This is a genomic window from Curtobacterium sp. MCBA15_004, assembly GCF_001865055.2.
GTDB lineage: Bacteria > Actinomycetota > Actinomycetes > Actinomycetales > Microbacteriaceae > Curtobacterium.
Map to the genome: position 1 here is coordinate 2,598,140 of NZ_CP126266.1, position 22,348 is coordinate 2,620,487.

Annotated in this window: 24 protein-coding genes and 1 riboswitch; of the genes, 11 read left to right on the forward strand and 13 right to left on the reverse strand. The window is 73.5% G+C overall.

The features are described 5' to 3' along the window. Positions 1-38 precede the first annotated feature (38 nt). From QOL16_RS12225 to QOL16_RS12235, 3 genes are all read right to left on the reverse strand, one after another. Complete coding sequence (locus QOL16_RS12225) at positions 39-137, reverse strand: 30S ribosomal protein bS22 (RefSeq protein WP_003792170.1); 99 nt, start codon at positions 135-137, stop codon at positions 39-41. Positions 138-247: 110 nt separating this feature from the next. Beyond that, positions 248-445 (reverse strand): helix-turn-helix domain-containing protein, encoded by a 198-nt coding sequence (locus tag QOL16_RS12230; protein WP_065960746.1) that lies wholly within the window; start codon positions 443-445, stop codon positions 248-250. Between the two features lie 123 nt (positions 446-568). Then, the gene (locus QOL16_RS12235; RefSeq protein WP_083395116.1) at positions 569-1,084 is read right to left on the reverse strand and encodes a helix-turn-helix transcriptional regulator; all 516 of its coding nucleotides are present in this window, start codon (positions 1,082-1,084) and stop codon (positions 569-571) included. Positions 1,085-1,160: 76 nt separating this feature from the next. Between QOL16_RS12235 and QOL16_RS12240 the strand changes: the two genes are divergently transcribed. Further along, positions 1,161-2,594 carry a TrkH family potassium uptake protein gene (locus QOL16_RS12240; RefSeq protein ID WP_065960743.1) on the forward strand — a complete coding sequence of 478 codons (1,434 nt, stop codon included), beginning with the start codon at positions 1,161-1,163 and terminating at the stop codon, positions 2,592-2,594. Beyond that, the gene (locus QOL16_RS12245) at positions 2,587-3,303 is read left to right on the forward strand and encodes a TrkA family potassium uptake protein (protein ID WP_065960740.1); all 717 of its coding nucleotides are present in this window, start codon (positions 2,587-2,589) and stop codon (positions 3,301-3,303) included. Before QOL16_RS12240 ends, QOL16_RS12245 begins: the two co-directional genes overlap by 8 nt. A 126-nt stretch (positions 3,304-3,429) precedes the next feature. Here the strand turns inward: QOL16_RS12245 and proC are convergent, their stop codons facing one another. After that, positions 3,430-4,260, reverse strand: coding sequence for a pyrroline-5-carboxylate reductase (gene proC / locus QOL16_RS12250; RefSeq protein WP_065960738.1), 831 nt, complete (start codon positions 4,258-4,260; stop codon positions 3,430-3,432). Between the two features lie 65 nt (positions 4,261-4,325). Between proC and QOL16_RS12255 the strand changes: the two genes are divergently transcribed. Then, complete coding sequence (locus QOL16_RS12255) at positions 4,326-5,282, forward strand: cation diffusion facilitator family transporter (protein WP_065960737.1); 957 nt, start codon at positions 4,326-4,328, stop codon at positions 5,280-5,282. A 58-nt stretch (positions 5,283-5,340) separates the two neighbouring features. Here the strand turns inward: QOL16_RS12255 and QOL16_RS12260 are convergent, their stop codons facing one another. Then, positions 5,341-5,772: a nucleoside deaminase gene (locus QOL16_RS12260; RefSeq protein ID WP_065960735.1), complete on the reverse strand. Its 432-nt coding sequence runs from the start codon at positions 5,770-5,772 to the stop codon at positions 5,341-5,343. Between the two features lie 75 nt (positions 5,773-5,847). Here QOL16_RS12260 and upp point away from each other — a divergent pair, with 75 nt between their 5' ends. From upp to QOL16_RS12290, 6 genes are all read left to right on the forward strand, one after another. Beyond that, entirely contained in the window at positions 5,848-6,483 is a 636-nt protein-coding gene (upp, locus tag QOL16_RS12265) for a uracil phosphoribosyltransferase (RefSeq protein ID WP_071285094.1), read from the forward strand. A gap of 729 nt (positions 6,484-7,212) precedes the next feature. Beyond that, positions 7,213-7,983 (forward strand): winged helix-turn-helix domain-containing protein, encoded by a 771-nt coding sequence (locus QOL16_RS12270; RefSeq protein ID WP_065960731.1) that lies wholly within the window; start codon positions 7,213-7,215, stop codon positions 7,981-7,983. Between the two features lie 489 nt (positions 7,984-8,472). Further along, entirely contained in the window at positions 8,473-8,973 is a 501-nt protein-coding gene (locus tag QOL16_RS12275; protein WP_139266476.1) for a MarR family winged helix-turn-helix transcriptional regulator, read from the forward strand. Continuing rightward, on the forward strand, positions 8,970-10,319 hold the full coding sequence (locus tag QOL16_RS12280) for a deoxyribodipyrimidine photo-lyase (RefSeq protein WP_065960727.1): 1,350 nt from the start codon (positions 8,970-8,972) through the stop codon (positions 10,317-10,319). Before QOL16_RS12275 ends, QOL16_RS12280 begins: the two co-directional genes overlap by 4 nt. Continuing rightward, on the forward strand, positions 10,316-11,812 hold the full coding sequence (locus tag QOL16_RS12285; protein WP_071285096.1) for a serine hydrolase: 1,497 nt from the start codon (positions 10,316-10,318) through the stop codon (positions 11,810-11,812). The genes QOL16_RS12280 and QOL16_RS12285 overlap by 4 nt, the downstream gene beginning before the upstream one ends. A 90-nt stretch (positions 11,813-11,902) precedes the next feature. Next, positions 11,903-12,478, forward strand: coding sequence for a TetR/AcrR family transcriptional regulator (locus QOL16_RS12290; protein ID WP_065960723.1), 576 nt, complete (start codon positions 11,903-11,905; stop codon positions 12,476-12,478). Between the two features lie 170 nt (positions 12,479-12,648). On the opposite strand, the gene QOL16_RS12295 is transcribed toward QOL16_RS12290, so the two are convergent. From QOL16_RS12295 to QOL16_RS12315, 5 genes are all read right to left on the reverse strand, one after another. Continuing rightward, positions 12,649-13,263: a superoxide dismutase gene (locus tag QOL16_RS12295; protein ID WP_065960721.1), complete on the reverse strand. Its 615-nt coding sequence runs from the start codon at positions 13,261-13,263 to the stop codon at positions 12,649-12,651. Between the two features lie 45 nt (positions 13,264-13,308). After that, the gene (locus tag QOL16_RS12300) at positions 13,309-13,818 is read right to left on the reverse strand and encodes a flavin reductase family protein (RefSeq protein ID WP_065960717.1); all 510 of its coding nucleotides are present in this window, start codon (positions 13,816-13,818) and stop codon (positions 13,309-13,311) included. Positions 13,819-14,122: 304 nt separating this feature from the next. Beyond that, complete coding sequence (locus tag QOL16_RS12305; protein WP_071245655.1) at positions 14,123-15,646, reverse strand: MFS transporter; 1,524 nt, start codon at positions 15,644-15,646, stop codon at positions 14,123-14,125. Between the two features lie 212 nt (positions 15,647-15,858). Then, positions 15,859-16,893 (reverse strand): LacI family DNA-binding transcriptional regulator, encoded by a 1,035-nt coding sequence (locus QOL16_RS12310; RefSeq protein WP_254780303.1) that lies wholly within the window; start codon positions 16,891-16,893, stop codon positions 15,859-15,861. A 23-nt stretch (positions 16,894-16,916) separates the two neighbouring features. Further along, positions 16,917-18,950: an aldo/keto reductase gene (locus tag QOL16_RS12315; RefSeq protein ID WP_071285100.1), complete on the reverse strand. Its 2,034-nt coding sequence runs from the start codon at positions 18,948-18,950 to the stop codon at positions 16,917-16,919. 135 nt (positions 18,951-19,085) lie between these two features. Here QOL16_RS12315 and QOL16_RS12320 point away from each other — a divergent pair, with 135 nt between their 5' ends. Both QOL16_RS12320 and QOL16_RS12325 read left to right on the forward strand, forming a co-directional pair. Next, on the forward strand, positions 19,086-19,640 hold the full coding sequence (locus QOL16_RS12320) for a TetR/AcrR family transcriptional regulator (RefSeq protein WP_065964377.1): 555 nt from the start codon (positions 19,086-19,088) through the stop codon (positions 19,638-19,640). An 89-nt stretch (positions 19,641-19,729) separates the two neighbouring features. After that, entirely contained in the window at positions 19,730-19,900 is a 171-nt protein-coding gene (locus QOL16_RS12325) for a hypothetical protein (RefSeq protein WP_171898823.1), read from the forward strand. Positions 19,901-20,135: 235 nt separating this feature from the next. On the opposite strand, the gene ribH is transcribed toward QOL16_RS12325, so the two are convergent. The 3 genes from ribH to QOL16_RS12340 are packed head-to-tail and all read right to left on the reverse strand — an operon-like array spanning position 20,136 to position 21,996. After that, a complete protein-coding gene (gene ribH / locus QOL16_RS12330) occupies positions 20,136-20,618 on the reverse strand; it encodes a 6,7-dimethyl-8-ribityllumazine synthase (RefSeq protein WP_065964375.1) in 483 nt (160 codons plus the stop codon). Further along, entirely contained in the window at positions 20,615-21,358 is a 744-nt protein-coding gene (gene ribB, locus QOL16_RS12335) for a 3,4-dihydroxy-2-butanone-4-phosphate synthase (protein WP_065964372.1), read from the reverse strand. Before ribB ends, ribH begins: the two co-directional genes overlap by 4 nt. Further along, complete coding sequence (locus QOL16_RS12340; RefSeq protein ID WP_065964370.1) at positions 21,355-21,996, reverse strand: riboflavin synthase; 642 nt, start codon at positions 21,994-21,996, stop codon at positions 21,355-21,357. The genes ribB and QOL16_RS12340 overlap by 4 nt, the downstream gene beginning before the upstream one ends. Positions 21,997-22,076: 80 nt before the next feature. Next, positions 22,077-22,210, reverse strand: a riboswitch (FMN riboswitch). Between the last annotated feature and the right edge of the window lie 138 nt (positions 22,211-22,348).

Here is a 22,348-nt window from a genome sequence, read left to right on the forward strand (position 1 = left end):
GCCCCGGCGGACCGGGGCTTCGAGTGCAAGTTCGGGACTTACTTCTTGTTTCGACGCTGGTGGCGCGTCTTGCGCAGGAGCTTGCGGTGCTTCTTCTTCGCCATGCGCTTGCGACGCTTCTTGATGACTGAACCCATAGTGGACCTCGCTCGGAACGATGCTGATGTGTGGACACCGGGCCCGAAGAGACCGCGGAAAATCAACCCGGCCGAGTCTAGCGGAGCGCGGCGGCCGTGTCGAACGAGCGTCAGCCGACGTCGGCGACGCCCCCGCCGCGGAGCATCTCGGCAACCGCCGCCTCGGGCACGCGGAACGACCGGCCGAAGCGGATCGCCGGGAGCTCGCCGGCGTGGACCATGCGGTAGACGGTCATCTTGGAGACCCGCATCATCTCGGCGACCTCAGCGACGGTGAGGAAGCGCACGTCGTCGAAACTGCCGGTCATGGTCCGCCTTCGGGTGACCCGTGCGGTGCACGGGGTTGGTGTGACCTGTGTGGTCACCGCAACTGTAGGGCTCCGCGGGTCGCCGTGTCCAGGAACCACGGAGGTCGCGTCCAGACCGTCGGGTCAGTCGTCCTCGCCGCGTCGCGTGAACCGCTTCCGACTGCTCTCGACGACGCGCTCCCAGCCCTGCTGCGCGCCGGAGAACGCGGCCGTGGCCCGGTACGACGCCTCGGCCATCACGCGCCCGAGCTCGTTGCCGACCTCGACGGTGGCCTTGCCTGCACCCGCACTGCGTCGGACCGAGACCGGCTGCCCGTCGAGCGTCCACGCGGTCGTCGCCGGGGTCCCGTCGGCGTCCACGGCCCCGGTGAACGGCAACACCCACTCCTCGAGGCGCACGAGCGGCTCCGGGTCGAGTCGGTAGAAGCGGTGCTGGCCCTCCTCGCGGGTGGACACCAGGCCGTTGTCGCGCAGTACGCGGAGGTGCTTCGACACGGTCGGCTGGCTCACGCCGAGCTTCGCGACGAGCTGCCCGACGCTGAGCTCCCCGCCGGTGGCGTCCGCGCCGTACGCGGCCAGCAGCGCGCCGAGCAGCTCGCGGCGGGTCGGGTCCGCCACGACGGTGAAGATGTCGGCCATGGCGGCAAGGCTATCCGGGCCGGAGCGCATGTACCATGACCGCTGTCCTCGCCCCTGTTCCCCGGGAGACGCACGCATGCTCGACCGGCACGAGCCGCTGACGCCGCACGTGAGCGCGTCACGGGCCCAGGCGAACCGGTTCGCGGCCGTCCTGCGGTCGTCGCCCTCGCGGCTGGCGATCCTGGTGTTCATCGCGCTGGTGTTCCTGTTCACGTTCCTGTTCATGACCCCGGTCGCGGCGGCGGACGGCACCACGACGCACTTCTCGGACGCCCTGTTCACGGCCGCGTCGGTGGTCTGCGTCACGGGGCTGTCGACGGTCGACATGGCGACGCACTGGTCGGTGTTCGGCAAGACCCTCGTGGTGATCGGCACCCAGATCGGCGCGGTCGGCGTCCTGACCTTCGCCTCGATCCTCGGACTGGTCGTCACGCGCCGGCTCGGGCTGCGCGCCAAGCTCATCGCGGCCGGGGACTCGAACCCGCTGCGCACGCACCACGGCGCGGTGCCCGAGGGCCAGGCCGTGCGGCTCGGCGAGGTCGGCACGCTGCTGCTCACCGTCGCGGTGAGCACCCTGACCATCGAGGTCGCGGTCGGCCTGCTCCTGCTGCCGTCGGTGCTCGTCGCCGGCTACCCGTTCTGGACCGCGGTCGGCGACGCGTTCTACTACTCCGCGATGGCGTTCACGAACACGGGCTTCGCGCCGAACGCCGACGGCCTCGCGCCGTTCACCCACGACTACTGGTTCCTGTCGCTCCTGATGCTGGCCGTGGTCCTCGGGTCGATCGGCTTCCCGGTGATCCGCACCCTCACGAAGCAGCTGCGGACCCCGCGCCGCTGGCCCATCCACGTCAAGCTCACCCTGACCACGAGCGCGGTCCTGCTCCTGCTCGGCGCGATCGTCTACACCGCGCTCGAGGCGTCGAACCCGCGCACGCTGGGCAGCGAGGGCGCCGGCCACACCGCGTTCCAGGCGCTGTTCTTCTCTACCATGACCCGGTCCGGGGGCTTCGCCACGATCGACGTCGAGCAGATGCACGGTGCGAGCCTCCTGGTCACCGACATGCTCATGTTCATCGGCGGCGGGTCCGCGTCGACCGCGGGCGGCATCAAGGTCACGACCCTGGCCGTGCTCTTCCTCGCGGCCGTGGCCGAGGCGCGCGGACGCCGGAGCATGGAGGCGTTCGGCCGACGCATCCCCTCCGACGTGCTCCGCGTCGCCGTCGCCGTCGTGCTCTGGGGTGCGACGATCGTCGCCGTCGCCACGGTCGTGCTGCTGCAGATCACCGGGGACTCGCTCGACCGCGTGCTGTTCGAGGTGATCTCGGCGTTCGCCACGTGCGGGCTGTCCTCCGGGATCTCCGGCGAACTGCCCGAGTCCGGCAAGTACGTCCTCGCCGCCACCATGTTCCTGGGCCGGGTCGGTACAGTGACGATCGCCGCCGCCCTGGCCGCCAGCCAGAGCCGACAGCTGTTCCGTCGTCCCGAGGAGAGGCCCATCGTTGGCTGACCGCCGCGCAGCACGCGCCGACCGCCGTACCCCGCACCCCGCCACCGGTGCCGTCAGCCACGACGCACCGGTCCTCGTCCTCGGCCTCGGCCGCTTCGGCGCCGCGACCGCGGGGCAGCTCGAGCGCCAGGACCGCGAGGTCCTCGTCGTGGACACCGATCCGGGACTGGTGCAGAAGTGGTCCGACCGCGTCACGCACGCGGTCCAGGCCGACGCCACCGACATCGACGCCCTCCGCCAGATCGGCGCGCAGGACTTCGCGATCGCCGTCGTCGCGGTCGGCTCGCACCTCGAGTCGAGCGTGCTCATCACGTCGAACCTCGTCGACCTCGGCATCCCGCAGATCTGGGCGAAGGCGGTCAGCCGGTCGCACGGCACGATCCTGTCCCGGATCGGCGCGAACCACGTCGTCTACCCGGAGCGCGAGGCCGGCGAGCGTACCGCCCACCTGGTGTCCGGTCGGATGCTCGACTTCATCGAGTTCGACGACGACTTCGCGGTGGTCAAGATGCACCCGCCGCGCGCGGTCCGCGGCAAGGACCTCGCGACGACGGTGATCCGCACGCGGCACGGTCTGACCGTCCTCGGCATCAAGACGCCCGGCAAGGCCTTCGTCCCGGCGACCCCGGACAGCGTCATCGGCGAGGACGACGTCATCATCGTCTCCGGCACCGAGACCGACCTGGAGCGCTTCGCCGCCCTGGAGTAGCCCAGGACGGACGGGAGGCCCGTGGCGGGCCCGCCACGGGCCTCCCGTCCGTCCCGCGCCCCGTCCCGGACCGGCGCCCGCGTCGACGACGGCGGGCACGCCCGCACGGTGCGCGGCAGCGCCGCGTCAGGAGCGGGCGATCTCCTCGGCACGCGCGATCGCGGCGCGCGACGCCCGCTCGAGCGTCCCGGCCAGGTCGGCCTCCTCGAGCACGGCGACCGCGCGCTCGGTGGTGCCCTTCGGGCTGGTGACCGCGCGGCGCAGGTCGGCCGGCTCGCGACCGGAGGCGGCGAGCAGCTCGACCGCACCGCGGAGCGTGCCCTGGACCATCGTCGCGGCCTGGTCGTGGTCGAAGCCGAGCGCCTCGGCGGCACGCTGCCACTGCTCGACGAGCAGGAACACGTACGCCGGCCCGGAGCCGGAGACCGCGGAGAGCGCGTCGAGCTGGTCCTCGGGAACGCGGATGACCCGTCCGGACGCGGCGAAGACGGCCGAGGCGAGCGCGATCGCGTCCTCGTCGCCGGACGCGCCCGCGCTGATGCCGGTGACGCCGTGACCGACCCCGATCGGCGTGTTCGGCAGCGCCCGGACGACCCGGACCCCGGCGGGCACGCGGGCCTCCATCGCGGCGAGGGTGGTGCCGACCGCGACGCTCACCACGACCGTGCCCGGACTGAGCGACGCGGCGACCTCGTCGAGCAGGTCGGCGATCGCGTACGGCTTCACGCCGAGCACGACGAGCCCGGCCCCGCGGACGGCGGCCCGGTTCGCGTCGGCGTCCGTCTCGGTGGCCGTCGCGGCGAGCCCGCGCTCCCGGTGCGCGGCGGCGGACGCCTCGGACCGGGTGGTCAGCACGACCGTCGTGGGGTCGAGCCCCGCCGCGAGGAGGCCGTCGAGGACCGCGCCGGACATGGAGCCGACGCCGAGCATGGCGGTGCGGGGCAGTTCGATCGTCATGCTCCCGACCCTACCGACGGCCCACGCCTAGGATCGGGCACCAGGTCACGAGAACAGGGGTCACTGTGAGCGCTTCCGGAGGCAACCGCGCGGTCCTCGCCGCACTCGGTGCGAACGTCGGCATCGCGGTCGTCAAGTTCGTCGCCGCGGCGATCAGCGGGTCGGCGGCGATGCTGGCGGAGGGCGTGCACTCGCTCGCCGACTCCGGCAACCAGCTGCTGCTGCTCCTCGGCGGACGCCGGGCGCGCGCGGCGGCCGACCAGGAGCACCCGTTCGGCCACGGCCGCGAGCGCTACGTGTCGGCCTTCGTCGTCTCGATCGTGCTGTTCAGCGTGGGCGGTGTGTTCTCGCTCCTCGAGGGCATCGACAAGCTCCGCGACCCGCACCCGCTCGAGAACTGGTGGCTGCCGGTCGCGGTGCTCGTCGTCGCGGTCGGGCTCGAGGGCTTCTCGCTCCGCACCGCCGTCCGCGAGTCCCGGCCGCACAAGGGCACGCAGTCGTGGGTGCAGTTCGTGCGCCGGGCGAAGGCGCCCGAGCTCCCGGTCGTGCTCCTCGAGGACACCGCCGCCCTGACCGGCCTGGTGTTCGCACTGCTCGGCGTCGGGCTGACGGCCGTGACCGGCAACGGGGTGTTCGACGCGGTCGCGACGATCCTCATCGCGCTGCTGCTCATCGCGGTCGCCCTCGTGCTCGGCGTCGAGACGAAGAGCCTGCTCGTCGGCGAGGGAGCGACGCCCGGCGACGTCGAGCGGATCCGGGCCGCGGTGCTCGACGGCCCCGAGGTCGACGCGATCGTGCACCTGAAGACCCTGTACCTGGGCCCGGACGAGCTGATGGTCGGCATGAAGGTCGCCGTCGACGGCGACCGACGGCTCGGTGACGTCGCCGCCGGCATCGACGCGGTCGAGCAGCGCATCCGCACCGCCGTCCCCGCTGCCCGGGTGATCTACGTCGAGCCGGACGTGCAGCGCACCGGACCGCGTCCGCCCACCGAGGCGATCGTCATCCGCGCGGCGGACTGACGCCGGGCGGTCCGCGGCGGTCAGCGTCGCGCGCGGCGGTCGGCGCCGCCCGCGGCGGTCAGCGCCGCTCGCGGAAGAACGTGTCGAGCAGCGCGGCGCACGCCTGTTCGCGGACACCGCCGACCACCTCGGACCGGTGCGGCAGCCGACGGTCGCGGGCGATGTCGTAGACGCTCCCGCTCGCCCCCGCCTTCGGGTCCCAGGCGCCGAACACGACCCGCGGCACCCGGGCGGCGAGGACCGCTCCCGCGCACATCGGGCACGGCTCGAGCGTCACGACGAGGGTGTGCTCCTCGAGGTGCCAGTCCCCCGTCGCCGCCGCTGCTGCACGGAGCGCGAGCACCTCGGCGTGCGCGGTCGGGTCCTGCCGCGCCTCGCGTTCGTTCCGGCCGGTGGCGACCACCCGCCCAGCCGCGTCGAGCACGACGGCGCCCACTGGCACGTCGCCGGTCGCCAGGCACGCGCGCGCCTCGTCGAGTGCACGGTCCATCGCGTCGAGCCAGGGACGAGCGGCAGGGTCTTCCACGCGTCGATCCTGCCCCATCGGCACGGTACGCTCGACACCATGCGAGTCCACGTCGCCGACCACCCGCTCATCACCCACAAGCTCTCGGTGCTCCGCGACCGGACCACACCCTCCCCCACCTTCCGCGCGCTCACCGAGGAGCTCGTCACGCTCCTCGCCTACGAGGCCACGCGGAACGTCCGGGTCACCGCGACCCCGATCGACACCCCGGTCGCCCACACCATGGGCGTCGCGATCGCGAAGCCCCGCCCGCTCGTCGTCCCGATCCTGCGCGCCGGGCTCGGCATGCTCGAGGGCATGGTCAAGCTCGTCCCGACGGCCGAGGTCGGCTTCCTCGGCATGGCCCGGAACGAGGACACCCTCGAGCCGCAGACCTACGCCGAGCGCCTGCCCGACGACCTGTCCGGCCGGCAGTGCTTCGTCCTCGACCCGATGCTCGCGACCGGCGGCACCCTCGCCGCGGCGATCGACTTCCTGTTCGCACGCGGCGCGGAAGAGGTCACCTGCGTGTGCATCCTCGGAGCACCCGAGGGCCTCGCGGCCGTCGAGCAGGCCGTCGGCGACCGCAACGTGTCGATCGTCCTCGGGGCGCTCGACGAGAAGCTCGACGACAACGGCTACATCGTGCCGGGCCTCGGCGACGCCGGTGACCGCCTCTACGGGCTCGCCGAGTAACCACCCGGCCCGTTCCGGACGAACGCCCCGCGGCACGCCGCGGGGCGTTCGTCGTCTCCCCCACCGTGTCGCAGGCGGCGGTCCCGGTGACGGCGGACGGGAGGCGCGGTGCCGGTCCGCCACGCGCCCTGCGTCGTCCGCGCGCGTCCGGACCGACCCTGCGGATCGCACGCGCGCCTCCCGGCCGCGCGCCTGCCGTCCGGACCCGCCGTGCGGGCCGCACCCGCGCCTCCCGGCCGTCCGCGCACCGTCCGGACCCGCCCTGCGGGCCGCACCCGCGCCTCCCGCCCTGCGGGACGGGGCCCTGTCCACTCCCACCCACCGTCCGTGCGGACGGTTGACAGCGTGTTGGTATACCGCCGATACTCATCCCATGACTGCGAACCCGTCCACCCGCGTCCTCCCAGAGGCACAGGGGACCGTCGGCACGATGATGCCGACGACGGTGGTCATGCGTTGTCGAATGTGTGCCTGATCGGTACCCGTTCCAGCCGGATCCCCCGCGACGCCACCCCGGTCGCGAGCGCGTGATCCCCAGGTGACGACCACCTCGACGACGCCGTCGGTCCTCCGACCACAGCCATCCTCGACGTCAGTCCGTCCCCGTACTCCCGGTGTGCCCCGGTCCCGTCCGGACCGCGGGGCACCGCGGCGACCAGCCGCACCCGGACCGACGCATCCGCACCGCCGCGCAGCACCGCCGCGCAGCTCCCGCAGGGAAGAACCACCATGTCGCTCACGCTCACCCAGCCCCGCACCGTCCTCCGCACCGCAGCCCCGGCCGCGACCGACCTCGGCACCGTGACGCCGATCCGCGCACGCCGCACGCCGGCCGCGCCGCCCGCACCGAGCGCCGTGCCCACCAGCCCCGTCGTCGCACCGCAGCGGAACCGGGCCCTGCCCGAGGGGACCGAGGCACGTGGCTTCGCGCTGTACGTCGGCATCGACGAGGCGGCCGCCGCCGCAGCCGGCACGACGCTCGCCGCCGTGGTCGAGCAGCTCAAGGCCCTGACCGCGCAGCTCGTGCCGTCCGCGCAGACGTACGCCGCGGTGGCCGTGGCCGCCGAGGGCAGCGGCGGCCGCGACGTCGACGTGGTCCGCCTCGCGCTCCAGGACCGGTCCGCGGTGGCCGCGCGCAAGCAGGCCGTCGAGCCGGAGCCCGAGGAGACGGGCGTCGTCATCGACATCTCCCGCAAGCGCGTCACGCTCGACGGCGAGGCCGCTCCGCTGACGTACAAGGAGTTCGAGCTCCTGCAGTTCCTCGTCCTGCGCGAGGGCCAGACCGTCGACCGGGCCGCGATCATCGAGGGCCTGTGGTCGGACGACGAGGACGAGACGCCGAACGAGCGCACGATCGACGTGCACGTGCGACGCCTCCGGTCCAAGCTCGGCGCCTTCGAGGAGATCGTCCGCACCGTTCGCGGCGTGGGCTACCGCTTCGACCGGCACGCGGACGTCGCGGTGCGCTACGCCTCCACCCCGTCCCCCGACCTGTTCTGAGCCGCCGACCTCCGACGCGCTCGATCGCTGCCCGCGGTGCGCCGCCGCGCTCGGCGACGGTCCGTGGGCGGCACGCGGCCGGGCGCTGATGGTCCGTACGGGCCGCTCCCGGTGAACTCGCAGCGAACGACCGCCGCGAAGGCTGGCGCGCCGTTACCGCAGCGTTATACAGTCGGTTCCGCAGGCAGTGTTTGCTGTGGCACGGCCTGTGGAATGTGATTGCAGGACACTCTTGGTGCAAGGGAGAGGGCCGGTCGCTCAGAAGGCGACCGGCCCTCGTCACGTCCCGGGGTCCCCGTCACGGCCCGGGCCGCACCGTCGCGTGCCGGGCGTCCCGTCACGCCCCGGGCCCCGTCACGCGGTCGTGCCCGTGCTCGCGTCCCGCTCCGGTCCCCGCGGGTCCTGTCCCCCGTCGCCGCGCCGAGCCGGGTGTCGTGTCCCCGCCCCTCGGTAGTGTGGAGCGACCGTTGGACCGGAGGGAACGCGATCGTGGACGAGTCACGCCGCAGCGACAAGGCGACAGCCGTCGCGGCCTGGGAAGCACTGTTCCGGGCGCAGGTGACGGTGATGCGTGCGCTCAACGCCGACTTCCCCGGCGGGGAGATCTCGTTCAACGAGTACGACGTGTGCTTCAACCTGTCGACCCAGCCCGAGCGCCGCTGCCGCATGCGCGAGCTCACCGGGCACCTGCTCCTCACCCAGCCGAGCGTCAGCCGCCTCGTGGAACGCCTGGCGGCACGCGGCATCGTCGAGAAGCAGCCGGACCCGTCCGACGCCCGCGGGGTCATCGTCGCCCTGACCGCGCACGGGTTCGACGTCTACCGCTCGGTGGCCGTGCAGCACGCGCAGACCATCGCCGACCAGGTCGGCGCCGGTCTCGACGACAACGAGCTCCGGACGCTCACCGAGCTGTGCACGAAGCTCCGTGTCGCCGCCGGTGACCGACCGGCCCGTCGCACCCGTCCCACGGCGGACGCGGTCGTCGCATGAGCGGCGCGCTCGTCTGGCTGCGCGAGGACCTGCGCCTCGCCGACAACCCCGCGCTCCGCGCCGCGATCGACCACGGCGGCCCCGTGACCGTGGTGGTCGTCCTCGACGAGGACTCCCCCGGCATCCGCCCGATCGGCGCCGCCAGCCGGTGGTGGCTGCACCAGTCCCTCGGCGCCCTCGACGCCGACCTCCGGGCACGCGGGTCGCGTCTCGTGCTGCGGCGCGGCAGTGCGGCCGAGGTCGTCCCCCGCCTGGTCGCCGACGCCGACGCCGACGCCGTCTACTGGAACCGCCGCTACGGCCGGGTCGAGCGCGACCTGGACGCCGGCATCAAGACCGCCCTGACCGACGCCGGCACCGAGGCCCACAGCTTCGCGGCGAACCTGCTCTGGGAGCCGTGGACGGTGCTCACCGGGCAGGGCGAGGCGTTCAAGGTGTTCACGCCGTTCTGGCGGGCCGCCCAGGCCATGCCCGAGCCGCGGCACCCGCTGCCGAAGCCCCGCGACCTGCCAGCGCCCGCCGACGTGGCGAGCGACGACCTGGACGACTGGGGGCTGCTGCCGACCGCCCCCGACTGGGCCGGCGGTCTCCGCGACGCGTGGGAGCCGGGCGAGACCGGTGCGCACCGCAGGCTCGAGCACTTCGTGCACGAGTCGCTCGAGGACTACGACCAGCGCGACGAACCGGCGATGGCCGCGACGAGCGACCTGTCCCCGCACCTCCGCTGGGGCGAGGTCAGCCCGTACCAGGTCTGGCACCGCCTGCACGGCGAGCTCGAGCCCGAACAGCGTCGACAGGCACCCGCGTTCCTGCGACAGCTCGCGTGGCGCGAGTTCAACTGGAACGAGTACTTCCACTGCGACGACATCGCGACGGTGAACGTCCGCCGCGAGTTCGACGCCTTCCCGTGGCGCGACGTGGACGACGACGAACTCGACCGGTGGCGGTACGGCCGCACCGGCATCGACCTCGTCGACGCTGGCATGCGCGAGCTCTGGCACTCCGGGGCCATGCACAACCGCGTCCGACTGGCCACGGCGAGCTTCCTGGTGAAGAACCTGCTCGTCGACTGGCGCATCGGCGAGCAGTGGTTCTGGGACACCCTGGTCGACGCCGACCCGGCGAACAACGCCGCGAACTGGCAGTGGGTCGCGGGCTCGGGCTTCGACGCGGCGCCGTACTTCCGCATCTTCAACCCGGACCGACAGCTCGAACGCTTCGACCCGCACCGCGAGTACGTGCGGCGCTGGGTCCCGGCCGACGAGGACCGCCCCGAGCCGATGGTCGACCTCAAGGCGAGTCGGCAGCGCGCCCTCGACGCCTACGCCGAGATGCGCCGGGCATGACCCCGTCGGACGACGTCCTCGGGCAGGTCGACGCCCTGTTCCGCGAGCGGGTCGCCGCACGCACCGCCCCGAGCAGCGTGTGGGGCGTGTTCGACCGCACCGGCCTCGTCGCCTCGGGCGGCCACGGCGACCGGGGTGACGGCCGGTCACCCGACGCCGACACGGTCTACCGGATCGCGTCCTGCACCAAGAGCATCACCGCCGCGACCCTGCTCACCCTCGTGGCGGAGGGCCGGGTGACCCTCGACACGCCGATCACCGACCTCGTGCCCGCGTTCGCAGCCGTCGAGCTGCCGTCCGACGACGCCCCGGTGCCGACGCTCCGGATGCTCCTGACGATGTCCGGCGGGCTGCCGACCGACGACCCGTGGGCAGACCGGCAGGAGGCGATCACCGACGACGACCTCGACCGGGTGCTCCGCGGCGGTCTGCTCTTCGACTCCGTGCCCGGCACCCGGTTCGCGTACTCGAACACCGGCTACGCCCTGCTCGGACGTGCCGTCGCCGCGGTCGCGGGCACGTCCTTCACGCGGGCGGCGCACGAGCGGGTGCTCGGCCCGCTCGGCCTCGACGACACGGTGTTCCGCACCGAGGACGCGCGCGGGTACGTCGTCACGGGGTTCCGGGACGACGACGGCTCCTGGACCCCACAGCCGATGACCGGCCCGGGTGCGTTCTCGGCGATCGGCGGCCTGTTCTCGACCGTCGGCGACCTCGCGCGCTGGGCCCGGCACCTCGCGTCCGCGTGGACGACCGAGCCCGAACCGGGACCGCTCTCCCCCGCCGACCGACGGCTCGCGCAGCAGGCCGCACGGGTCGTGCCGCCGAGCGTCGTGCCGTCCTCGACCCGGGCGACGGCGTACGGCTTCGGCCTGTTCGTGGAGCAGGACGCGGAGTCCGGGGAGCTCGTCTCGCACTCGGGCGGCTACCCGGGGTTCTCCGCGCACGTGCGGTGGTCCACCGAGACCGGACTCGGTGTCGTGGCCTTCGAGAACGCCACACGCGCCAAGGTGTCCGCACCGGCCGAGCGCGCCCTCGACCTGCTGCTCGCCGACGCCCGCCGTCGTGCCGCAGCGTCCGACACCGCCGCGCCGCCCACCGGTGCGCCGCTCGGCCGCGTGCCGGGCGTCGAGCGCACCCGCGCCGCCGTCCGCGCGGCGCAGGTCGGGGTCACCGAGGTGCTCCGGACCTGGCAGGCCGCCGACGCCGACGCGGCCGCCCGGGGCGACGCCCTCGCCGCGCAGCTGTGCGCACCGAACGTCCCGATGGACCTGCCGTGGGAGCAGCGCCGTCGGCGGGTGGCCGAGGCGGTCGCCCGGGTCGGCGCGGACCTCCACGCGGACGCGGTCCAGGAGCACGCGGCGACCCCGTCGTCCCTGCGCTGGTGGTTGCCCGGGACCGCCGGTCGGCTGCGGGTCGACGTCGCCCTGGCACCCCCGGCGGACGGGCTCGTGCAGACCTTCACGGTCACCGCCGAGCCCGCCGAGTCCTGAGCGCGGAGCGGATCCCCGGCAGAGCCGTGTAACATTTCAGATGCTCGCACTCGCCGTCGGGCATCCGCTGCCGTGACCTCCGGAGACCCCATGCCCAGGAAGCCCGACCCGACGCTCAAGCCCGCGATCATCGAGAAGGTCGCCCGACACCTCCTGGACACCAAGCTCGAGGACGTCTCGGTCCGCAGCCTCGGGCGGGTCCTCGGCACGAGCGCGTACCCGATCGTGTACCACTTCGGGTCGCGCGAGGCCCTCGTCCAGGCCGTCGTCGAGCACCTGTCCGCCGACGTCGAGGCCCGCACGCTCGAGCCCTGCGCCGACGCCGACGCCCTCGCCGACCACCTCGTCGCCGTGTTCGGCGGCCTCGACGTCCGCGAGCGGGCCCTCGCCGCTCGCCTGACCTTCGAGCTCGGCAGTGTCGAGTCGCTGGACGGCCGGGACCACGAGTCGCGCTGCCACCGCCGTCGCGTCGACGAGCTCGCGGCCTGGTGCCGGGCGCACGGCCGCTGCCCGGACGAGGCCGAACGCACCGCACGCGCGCTGGTCGAGGCGGCTCGCGGAGCCCAGTGGGGTGCGCTGGTCGACCCCGAGCACACCGACGTCGACGCCGCACTGCGCGCGCTCGCGCGCGACGTCACGGCCGGCGCCCGCCTGACGGCGGCCTGACCCGGCCGCTCCGCGCGGGCAGGGCCCGGCCGGCCGGCCGGGCCGCGACCCGGTCAGTGCACCCGGATCGCGGTCGTCACGCGCCACGACGACGGACGGGAGGCGCGGTGCCAGCCGGCACCGCGCCTCCCGTCCGTGGTGGGTCACCCGAGGCGACCCGCCGGGTCACGTCAGAGCGTGACGAACGACTGCGACTTCGCGTTGGCGAAGCGCGCCGCGACGTTCTCCCAGTCGACGATGTTCCACACGGCCTTGACGTAGTCCGCCTTGACGTTGAGGTAGTCGAGGTAGAACGCGTGCTCCCACATGTCGAGCATGAAGATCGGGACGACGCCGAGCGGCACGTTGGCCTGCTGGTCGAACAGCTGGAACGTGACGAGCTTCTGGCCGACCTGGTCCCAGGCGAGGACGGACCAGCCGGAGCCCTGGATGCCGTTCGCGACGGCGGCGAACTGGGCCTGGAACTGCTCGAAGGAGCCGAAGAACTCGTCGATCGCGGCGGCGAGCTCGCCCTCCGGGACCTTCGTGTCCGGGCCGAGGTTGGTCCAGAAGATCGAGTGGTTGACGTGGCCGCCGAGGTGGAAGGCGAGGTCCTTCTCGAGCTTGTTGATCGCGCCGAAGTTGCCGGACTCGCGCGCCTCGCCGAGCTGCTGCAGCGCGGTGTTCGCACCGGTCACGTAGGCCTGGTGGTGCTTGTCGTGGTGCAGCTGCATGATCTTGCCGCTGATGTGCGGCTCGAGGGCGGCGTAGTCGTACGGCAGCTCGGGCAGGGTGTACTCAGCCATTGCGAGGTCCTTTCGATCTGGGGTTTGCGGTGTGGGCTCCGCGGCTCAGGAGAGCCGGGAACGTTCGGAGAGGGAGTGGAACTCCCGGTTGTGGTAGACGAGCGGCTCGCCGTGCGCCTGGCCGACGACGATGTCGAGGACCTCGGCGACGACGACGGTGGACGAGCCGATCTCGGTCGTCGACCGCGGGCGGCAGCGCAGGGCCGTCGCGGCGCCAGGCAGGTAGCGCTCGCCCGACGGCAGGGTGCCCCACATCGGGTCGTCGGCGGCCGGGCTCCCGGTCGCGGCGAACCGCTTCGCGAGACCGACGCTGAGCGAGTCGACGAGGTGCACGACGAAGACGTCGGCGCCGAGCACGACCCCGGCCGAGCCGGACTTGGTCGACAGCGAGAAGACGAGCACGGGCGGGTCGACCGCCACGCTCGCGACGCTCGAGGCGGTCAGGCCGGTGGGTCCGTCGGGGCCCTCGGCGGTGATGACCGCGACACCGGCAGGGTGACCGCGGAAGGCGGCCTTGTACGCGTCGGCGGTGGTGGCCGGTGCTTCTGGGGGCATGGCAGTCGTGGGGTTCCTCCGGGTGGGGTGGGCCGCGGCTGCGCGGCCACGTCCCAACGTAGGACCTCAACCGTGGTTCAGGTCAACGATTCCCAGGTTCGTCCGATCCCGGGCGTGCCGGAGGGCCCGACCGGGGGACGTCGCCGGTTCGCCCGCCCGCTCGCCCGCTCGCCCGTTCGCCCGCGGATGGAGCAGACGATGTCGGGTGGACGGGCTCGACCCGACATCGACTGCTCCATCCGCGGGCGGCGCGGGGCGTCGAGCGTGGGCGGGGCGGGACGGGGCGGGGCGGGCGGGGGCGAGCTCAGTCGCGCTTGAGCATGACGACCGAGGCGGCCGCCGCGACGAGCATGAGCACCGCGGCGACACCGGCCGTGATCGTCACGCCCGAGTCGAAGGCGGCCCGGGCGCTCTCGAGCAGCGCCTGCCCGGCCGTCCCGCCGAGGTCCGACGCCGCCGACACCGCGCCGCCGAGCGTCTCCTGCGCCGCCGTGTGCGCCGAGCCGCTCAGGCCGTCGGGCACCACGACGTGCGCCCGGTACGCGGTCGCCAGGACCGTCCCGAGCACGGCCGTGCCGAGCACCGCGCCGATCTCGTACGCGGTCTCGGACACCGCCGAGGCGGCACCGGCCTTGTCCGCCGGCGCGGTCGAGATGATGAGGTCGTTCGTCACGGTCTCGGACGCGCCGATGCCGATGCCGAGCAGCACGAACGCGAAGCCGAGCGCGACCACCGAGGCGCCGTGCCCGAGCACCGACACCATCGCGTACGCGGCGGCCGAGAACGTCAGCGAGACGGCGACGACCCAGCGCGGGGCGACCCGGGCCACGATCGGGACGACCACGAGGCCCGCGACGATGGTGAGCACCGAGCCCGGGATGAGCACGACCCCCGCCGCGAACGGGTCGAGGCCGGCGACGAGCTGCAGGTGCTGCGCGACGAAGAACAGGAACCCGGTGAGCGAGAACATCGCCGCCATGTTCATGAGCACGCTGCCGGTGAACGCGGTGCTCTGGAACAGCCGGAGGTCGAGCATCGGCGTGCGGGACCGGAGCTGCCGACGGACGAACGCGATCCCGCACAGGACACCGACCGCGAGCAGGGCGATCGCGAAGCCGCGCTCCTCGGGGTGCACGACCGACTTGATCGCCCACGCGGTGGGGGCGAGCGCGCCGAGGGACAGCGCCATGCTCGTCACGTCGACGGGGCCGGGCGCGGGGTCGCGGGACTCCGGGACGAAGAACGGGATCCCGACGAGCATGAGCACGAGGATCGGGACGGCGACGACGAAGACGCTCCCCCAGTGGAAGTGCGCGAGCAGGACGCCACCGACGAGCGGGCCGAGGGCGTTGCCGGCCGCGAACATCGTCGACCACACGGCGAGCGCCATGCGTCGCTCCCCCGCGTCGGTGAAGACGTTGCGGATGATCGACAGGGTCGCGGGCATGAGCATGGCGCCGAAGACGCCCATCGCGGCGCGGGCGGCGACGAGCATCCAGGCCTCGGTGGCGAAGGCCGCGGCGAACGAGAACAGCGCGAACCCGGTGCCACCGACCACGAGGATGCGACGGCGGCCGATGCGGTCACCGATGCTGCCCATCACGACGAGCAGCCCGGCGAGCACGAGCGGGAAGACGTCGACGATCCAGAGCTGCGTGGTCGCGCTCGGGTCGAGTGCGCGGGCGATCGTCGGCAGCGCGAAGCTCAGCACGGTGTTGTCCACCGAGATGAGCAGCACGGGCAGCATCAGCACGGCGAGGGCCGCGAACCGTCGGGCGCGGCTGCCGGTGACGGCGGTGGCGACAGGGCTGGTGAGCAGTGCGGACACGGGGACTCCATGGGACTTCGAGCCGGACCAGGTCGACGGCGGAGCAGACGAGACGGGACGCGGAAGTGGACACGCGCCCCGTCAGGACTCCGTAAGTGTACCGTCTGGACGGTGTTAGTTGCAAATGCAACCGAACGCCGGACGGGAGGCCCGTGGCGGCCCCGCACCGCGCCTCCCGACCGCCTCGTGCGTACCTTCCGGGCCGCGGCCGGTCAGGCGGACTCGCGCACCAGCAGCCGGTGCCGGACGGTGCGCTGCACCGCCGCGCCGGAGCGCGGCAGGTCGCCGGCGAGCATGCCGAGGGCGAGGTCGACGGCCTCGCGGGCGACCGCCGCGAGGTCGACCGCGAGCGTCGTGAGGGTCGGGGCGACCAGGGTGCCGGCCGCGAGCCCGTCGACCCCGACGACGCGGACGGTCCCGGGCACGTCGACGCCCGCACGGCGGCACGCGGCGAGCACGCCGAGGGCCATCACGTCGTTGAAGGCGAGCACCGCGTCGACCGCGGGGAAGCGTTCGAGCGCGCGGGCCGCCATCGCCGCCCCGTGCTCCGCGGTCGCGGCGTCGGCGATCGCGATCTCGGGGTGGTGTCCGCGTCGGCGCAGGGCGTCGAGCATGAGCCGCCCGCGGCTGCTCGGTCGGCCGTCGTGTGACGCGTCGACGATGACGGGGTGTCGCACGCCGGACGCGACGAGGTGGTCGGCGAGGTCCTCGACCGCGGCGGTGGCGTCGAGGCGGACGGCCGCGCGCAGGACCTCGCCCGCGGGGTCGAGCTCGACGACCGGGACCGAGCCGAGGTGGCCGATCCACTCCGCGGCCCGGGAACCGAGGTACCCGATCACGACGTCGGTCTGCGCGCCGAGCGCCCGGACCGCGCGGTCCTCGTCCCCGGAGAGCCCGACGTCGGCGAGCATGACGTTCCACCCCCGGGCGGCGGCGAGCCCGAGGACGGCGGCGGCGAGTTCCGGTGAGTAGGGGTTGCGGAGGTCGTTGACCACGAGCCCGAGCTGCCGGTCGCCCCCGGTGACGAGCCCGCGGCCGAAGCGCGACGGGCGGTAGTCCAGGGCCGCTGCGGCCGCGAGGACCCGCTCCTTCGTCGCCGCGCTGATGCCGTACATGCCGTTCACGGCGCGGGTGACCGTCTGGCGGGACACCCCGGCGGCGGCCGCGACGTCGTGGATCGTGGCGCGCGGCGACGCGGGCACGGCCGGGGAGGTCGTGCCCGCGTCGCGCGGCGGGGTCTGCGTCACCGTCGTCCGGGTCGGTCGTGCCGTCAGTCGCGCAGGTCGAGCCAGGCGACCTGCTCCGGGCTGAGCTCCACCGACAGGCCCGTCATCGAGGACCGGGCCTCGGCGATGGTGCGCGGTCCGAACAGCGGGAACGTCGGGAACGGCTGGTGGAGCACGTAGGCCAGGGCGATCGCCGTCGCGGGCACGCCGTGCTGCTCGCCGAGCTCCCGGGCACGGCGCAGGCGCTCGAAGTTCGCGTCGGAGTAGTAGCAGCGGACGAGCTCGGCATCGCTGGTGTCCCCTGGGGTCGCACGGCCGGTGAAGAACCCGCGGGCCTGCGACGACCACGGCAGCAGCGGGACCTGGCGTTCCTCGAGCCACTGCTTCGACGCCGCGTCGGTGACGTGCCGGCAGCCCTCCCACGGCACGTCGTACGCCTCGGCGAGGCCGAAGTGGTTGCTGAGGACCTCGAACCCGTGCTTGCCGTTCGCCGCTGCGTAGGCGTTCGCCTCGTCGAAGCGGGCGAGGCTCCAGTTCGAGCCGCCGTACACCCGGATGCGGCCGGCGCGGCGGTGCTCGTCGAGGACGTCGACGAACTCCCCCACCGGCACGTCCTCGTTGTCGCGGTGCATCATGTAGACGTCCGCGTGGTCGGTGCCCTGCCGCTCGAGGCTCTCGAGGAGCTGGCGGCTCAGCGACTCCGGGTCGCAGTACGGGGTGTGCGCGCCCTTCGTGATGACCACCACGTCGTCGCGGATGCCGCGGTTCTGGATCCACGTGCCGAGCCTGCCCTCGAGGACGCCGCCGCCGTAGATGTAGCCGGTGTCGAAGACGGTCCCGCCCTGCTCGACGAACATGTCGAACAGTGCGCTGGCGTGCGCCAGGTCCGGCTGGTTGTCGACGCCCATCACGAGCCGCGAGACACGCTTGTCGATGCCGGGCAGCGTGCCGTACTGCATGGGGGCGTCGGCGCGGACACGCAGGGGGCGACCGCCGACCGTGGGGATGTCGGCGGTCTCGGCCTCGAACGGGTAGCGCAGACCGATCGCCGCACGCCAGCGGTCCAGCGTGCGGGCGGTCGCCAGGGTCTCGTCGTGGGTCATCTGCGGCGCCTCGACCGCTCCGGACCGGAGGGCGGCGACGGTGGCGTCGGCCTCGTGGGCGTAGGGGTGCTCGCCGGTGGACGACAGCGTGCGCGGCTCCTCGTCGACGGTGTGCACCGTGATGGTGGGGGCGTCGGAGAGCGTCCACGGGTCGGTGAGGACGATCCGTCCGCGGCTGCCGTGCACGGTCACCGTGTTGTCGTCCTGCAGGCGCACGCCGGTGCGGACGCTCGCGGTGATGCCGGTGCGGTAGGTCAGGTGCGCCACGGTCCACTCGTCGACGCCCGTCGGGCCGAGGGTGCCGGTCGCGGTGAGGTCGACGGGCTCCGCGACGGGGACACCGGTCGCGGCCTGCACGACCGCGGCGGCCATCGTCACCGGGTACCCGCCGACGTCGAGGATGCCGCCGCCCGCGGTCGCGGGGTCGTACAGCCGCCCGGTGCGCTCCGCGGCGCGGAACGCGAAGGACGCGTCGACGTGCACGACGTCGCCGATCGCACCCGTGCGGACGAGGTCGAGCAGCGCCGCGGTCTGCGGGTGGAAGCGGTACATGAAGGCCTCGACGAGCGGGAGACCGGCCTGGCGTGCGGCGTCGACGAGGGCCATCGCGGTGCCGTGGTTCGGGGCGAGGGGCTTCTCGCACAGCACGGCCTTGCCCGCCTCGAGGGCGCGGACGACGAGGTCGGCGTGACCGGTGTGGACGGTCGCGACGTACACGGCGTCGACGCGCTCGTCGGCGAGGACGTCCTCGTAGCTGCCGGCGCGGACGTCGGCGAACCCGTGCTCGGCGGCCTCGTCGGCGAAGCGCTGCGCCCGTTCGGCCGAGGAGCTCCCCGCGGCGACCAGGACACCCGTGCTCGTCGGCAGCTGGGACAGGAACCGGCGGGCGATCGAGCCCGGTCCGAGCACCGCCCACCCGGGGCGGTCGGACCCGGTGGGCGGGGTGGACGAGGGGGTCGCGGTCTGCGCTGACATGCGGTTCCTGTTCGTGTGGTGGACCATCCGGTCACCGCGACGCTACCGGCGCCCGAGTGCCCCGACAAGGCGTTCGTGAACGTTCACGGAACCGATCGGTCGCCGGGGTCCGGACGGGTCCCTAGACTCGTGCGCATGGCAAGCGCCCGTGACCGTGTCCTGGACAGCTTCGTCGCCATCGTGTGCGAGGAGGGCGAGCGTCCGGCGACCCTCGACGCCGTCGCCGCCCGGGCCGGGGTGTCCAAGGGCGGACTGCTCTACCACTTCGGTTCGAAGGCCGCCCTGGTCGAGGGGCTGTGCGAGCGGCTGTCCGACCTCTCCGCGATCGACGTCGAGCACATGCGCGAGGCCGAGGACGGCGCAGCGCGGTACTTCGTCCGCAACTGCCTGTACGTCGGGAGCGAGCTCGACCTCGTCCTGCTCGCGGCCAGCCGGCTGCAGCAGGCGGGCTACGAGGAGGCCGGGCGCACCCTGGACGACACCGAGAACGCGTGGCTCGAAGCCCTCGTCGACGCCCTGCACGACGTGCCGACGGCACAGGCCGTGAAGCTGCTCGGCGACGGGCTCTACCACCAGGCCTCGCTCGGTGCCGTCACCGTCGACGAGGTCCGACCGAACCGCGGCTCGGTCGACATGGAGGCGCTGCTCGCCGTCGTCGACCGGCTCGTCGCCACCCGTCCCGGCGCGTGATCCGGCGCTCCGGTGTCGGGGTGGACCGCCGGCGCCCCACCTGGGGATAGACTGGGCACGATCCACCCGCTCGAACCGGAGGTACCACCGTGGGCCGCGTCATCGCCGCTTTCTTCTCGATCCTGCTGCTGCTGGCATCGATGTACCTGTTCGGTTTCGCCTTCCAGGTGGAGTCCGGCCAGGCGTTCGTCTTCATGGGCGGACTGATCCTGATGTCGCTCTCGTTCTTCCTGCCGATCCACGTGTTCGGCAAGCGCTGACCCCAGCGCTCGACGGAACGGCCCCGCACCGGTGGTGCGGGGCCGTTCTGCGTCCGGTGGGTGCCGGCGCCGATCACCGTGTCGGAGCGCTCGATGCGCGCTGCACAAGGAGAAGCACCTCGCACCACGGGATTCCGTGGTGCGAGGTGCTTCTCGTTGTGCGCGGCGCCACGGCTCCCGCAACGGCGGCCGCGTGGAACCGCGCGGCGCGCCCGGGGCGACCGCCGCGCCGGCGTCAGCCCGCGATCTCGCGCAGGCTCCGCAGCGACAGGGCCGTCGCGATCGCGGCGTGCGCCGCCTCGGCGCCCTTGTCCTCCTTCGACCCGGGCAGCCCGGCGCGGTCGATGCCCTGCTGCTCGTCGTCGAGGGTGAGCACGCCGAAGCCGACGGGCTTGCCGGTCTCGATCGCGACGCGGGTGAGTCCGCTCGTGGCGGCGTCGGACACGTACTCGAAGTGCGGGGTGCCGCCGCGGATGATCACCCCGAGGGCGACGACCGCGTCGAACCCGGCCTCGAGCGCGGCCTTCGCGACGACCGGCAGCTCGAAGCTGCCCGGCACGGGGACGACCTGCGCGGTGGCCCCGAGGCGCTGCACCTCGCGCTGCGCCCCCGCGAGCAGGCCGCCCGCGATGGTCTCGTGCCACTGCCCGGCGACGATCGCCACGCGCACCCCCGTCCCGTCGACGTGGTCGCGCTCGGCTGCTCCGGCTCCGCTCATCGTGTGGTTCCCTCCTGGGGCGCGGACGCTGCCGCCGCCCGGTCTGCCGCGTCGAGCCAGTCGACGAGTGCGGCGATGGTGATGACGGGCACGCCCTCGCGTGCCCCGAGTGCGACGAGGCCCGGCAGGCGCATCATGTCGCCGTCCTCGCCGACGATCTCGCAGATCGCCGCTGCGGGCCGGAGCCCGGCCGCGGTGACGAGCTCGATCGCTGCTTCGGTGTGCCCGGCGCGCTCGCGGACGCCGCCGGGTCGTGCCCGCAGCGGGACGACGTGCCCCGGACGGTGCAGGTCGTCGCGGACCGACGCGGGGTCGGCGAGCACCCGCAGGGTCCGTGCTCGGTCGTGCGCGCTGATGCCGGTGGTGACCCCGACGGCCGCGTCGACGGTCACGGTGTACGCGGTGCCGCGGACGTCCTCGTTGCGCGCGACCATCGGCGGCAGGTCGAGCGCGTCGGCGATCGCCGCACTGACCGGGGCGCAGATGAACCCGGAGGAGTGCGCCACGGTCCACGCGATCCACTCGGGCGACGCGAGCTCGGCGGCGAGGACGACGTCGCCCTCGTTCTCGCGGTGTTCGTCGTCGGCCACGATCACCGGGCGGCCGGCCGCGATCGCCGCGACGGCGTCCTCGACCGAGGACAGCCCCGACACCGTGCCACCGACGGACGACCCCACCGGACCCGCCACCGGGGTCGACGGCACCACGCGCTCGACGTGCGCGGCGTCGACGGCGCTCACCGTGCCTCCAGGACGGGCACCGTGGCGGCGTCGAGCCGCAGCATCCGGCGCACGTGCCGGGCGAGCACGTCGGTCTCGATGTTCACCCGGTCGCCGGGGACGCGCGCACCGAGGGTCGTGGCGGTGAGTGTCTCGGGGATGAGGCTGACCTCGAACCACGCGTCGGCGGGGTCGGTGTCCTCGCTGGAGACGGCGCTGACGGTGAGCGAGACGCCGTCGATCGCGACCGAGCCCTTGTCGACCACGAGCGGGCTGAGGTCGGGCGCGAGCGAGAACCGGACCCGGCGCCAGCCGTCACCGTCGCTGGTCGACAGGACGGTCGCGGTGCCGTCGACGTGCCCCTGCACGATGTGGCCGCCGAGGCGGTCCCCCACCGACGCGGCACGCTCGAGGTTCAGCCGGTCCCCAACGGCGAGCGACCCGTGTGCGCTCATGTCGAGCGTCTGACGCATGACGAAGGCGGTGAAGGTGTCCTCGGTCTGCTCGACCACGGTCAGGCAGACGCCGCTCGTGGCGATGGAGTCGCCGTGCCGTGCGTCGGCGACCACGATCGGGCCGCGGACGGTGAGCGCGACGGAGTCGCCGTGCTGCTCGACGGCGGTGACGGTGCCGAGTTCCTCGATGATGCCGGTGAACACTGGTGTCCTCTCAACGGGACTCCGGGTGTGCGCGACGGACGTCGGCAGCGGCGGACGGGACGACGGATCGTCCTGGCCGCCAGCGCTTCCTCCCGTCCGGACTCTCACCGTCGGTCCCGGAGTTCCGCCGGGTCAACATCGGTCGGGCGTGCACCCGTCCTCAGCTCGTGGACTGTCACCACCGGTTCGGAATTGCACCGACCCCGGAGCGCTTGCGTGGACCCGACGATACCCCACCCCACCGGCACGGGTGCCGGGACCGCGTCACGCGGCGCCACGGACCGGAGACGTGTCCGGCAGCGTGTGCGGGAGCGGGACCGGTGACCGGTCCGCTGCCTGGTCGGCTGCCTGG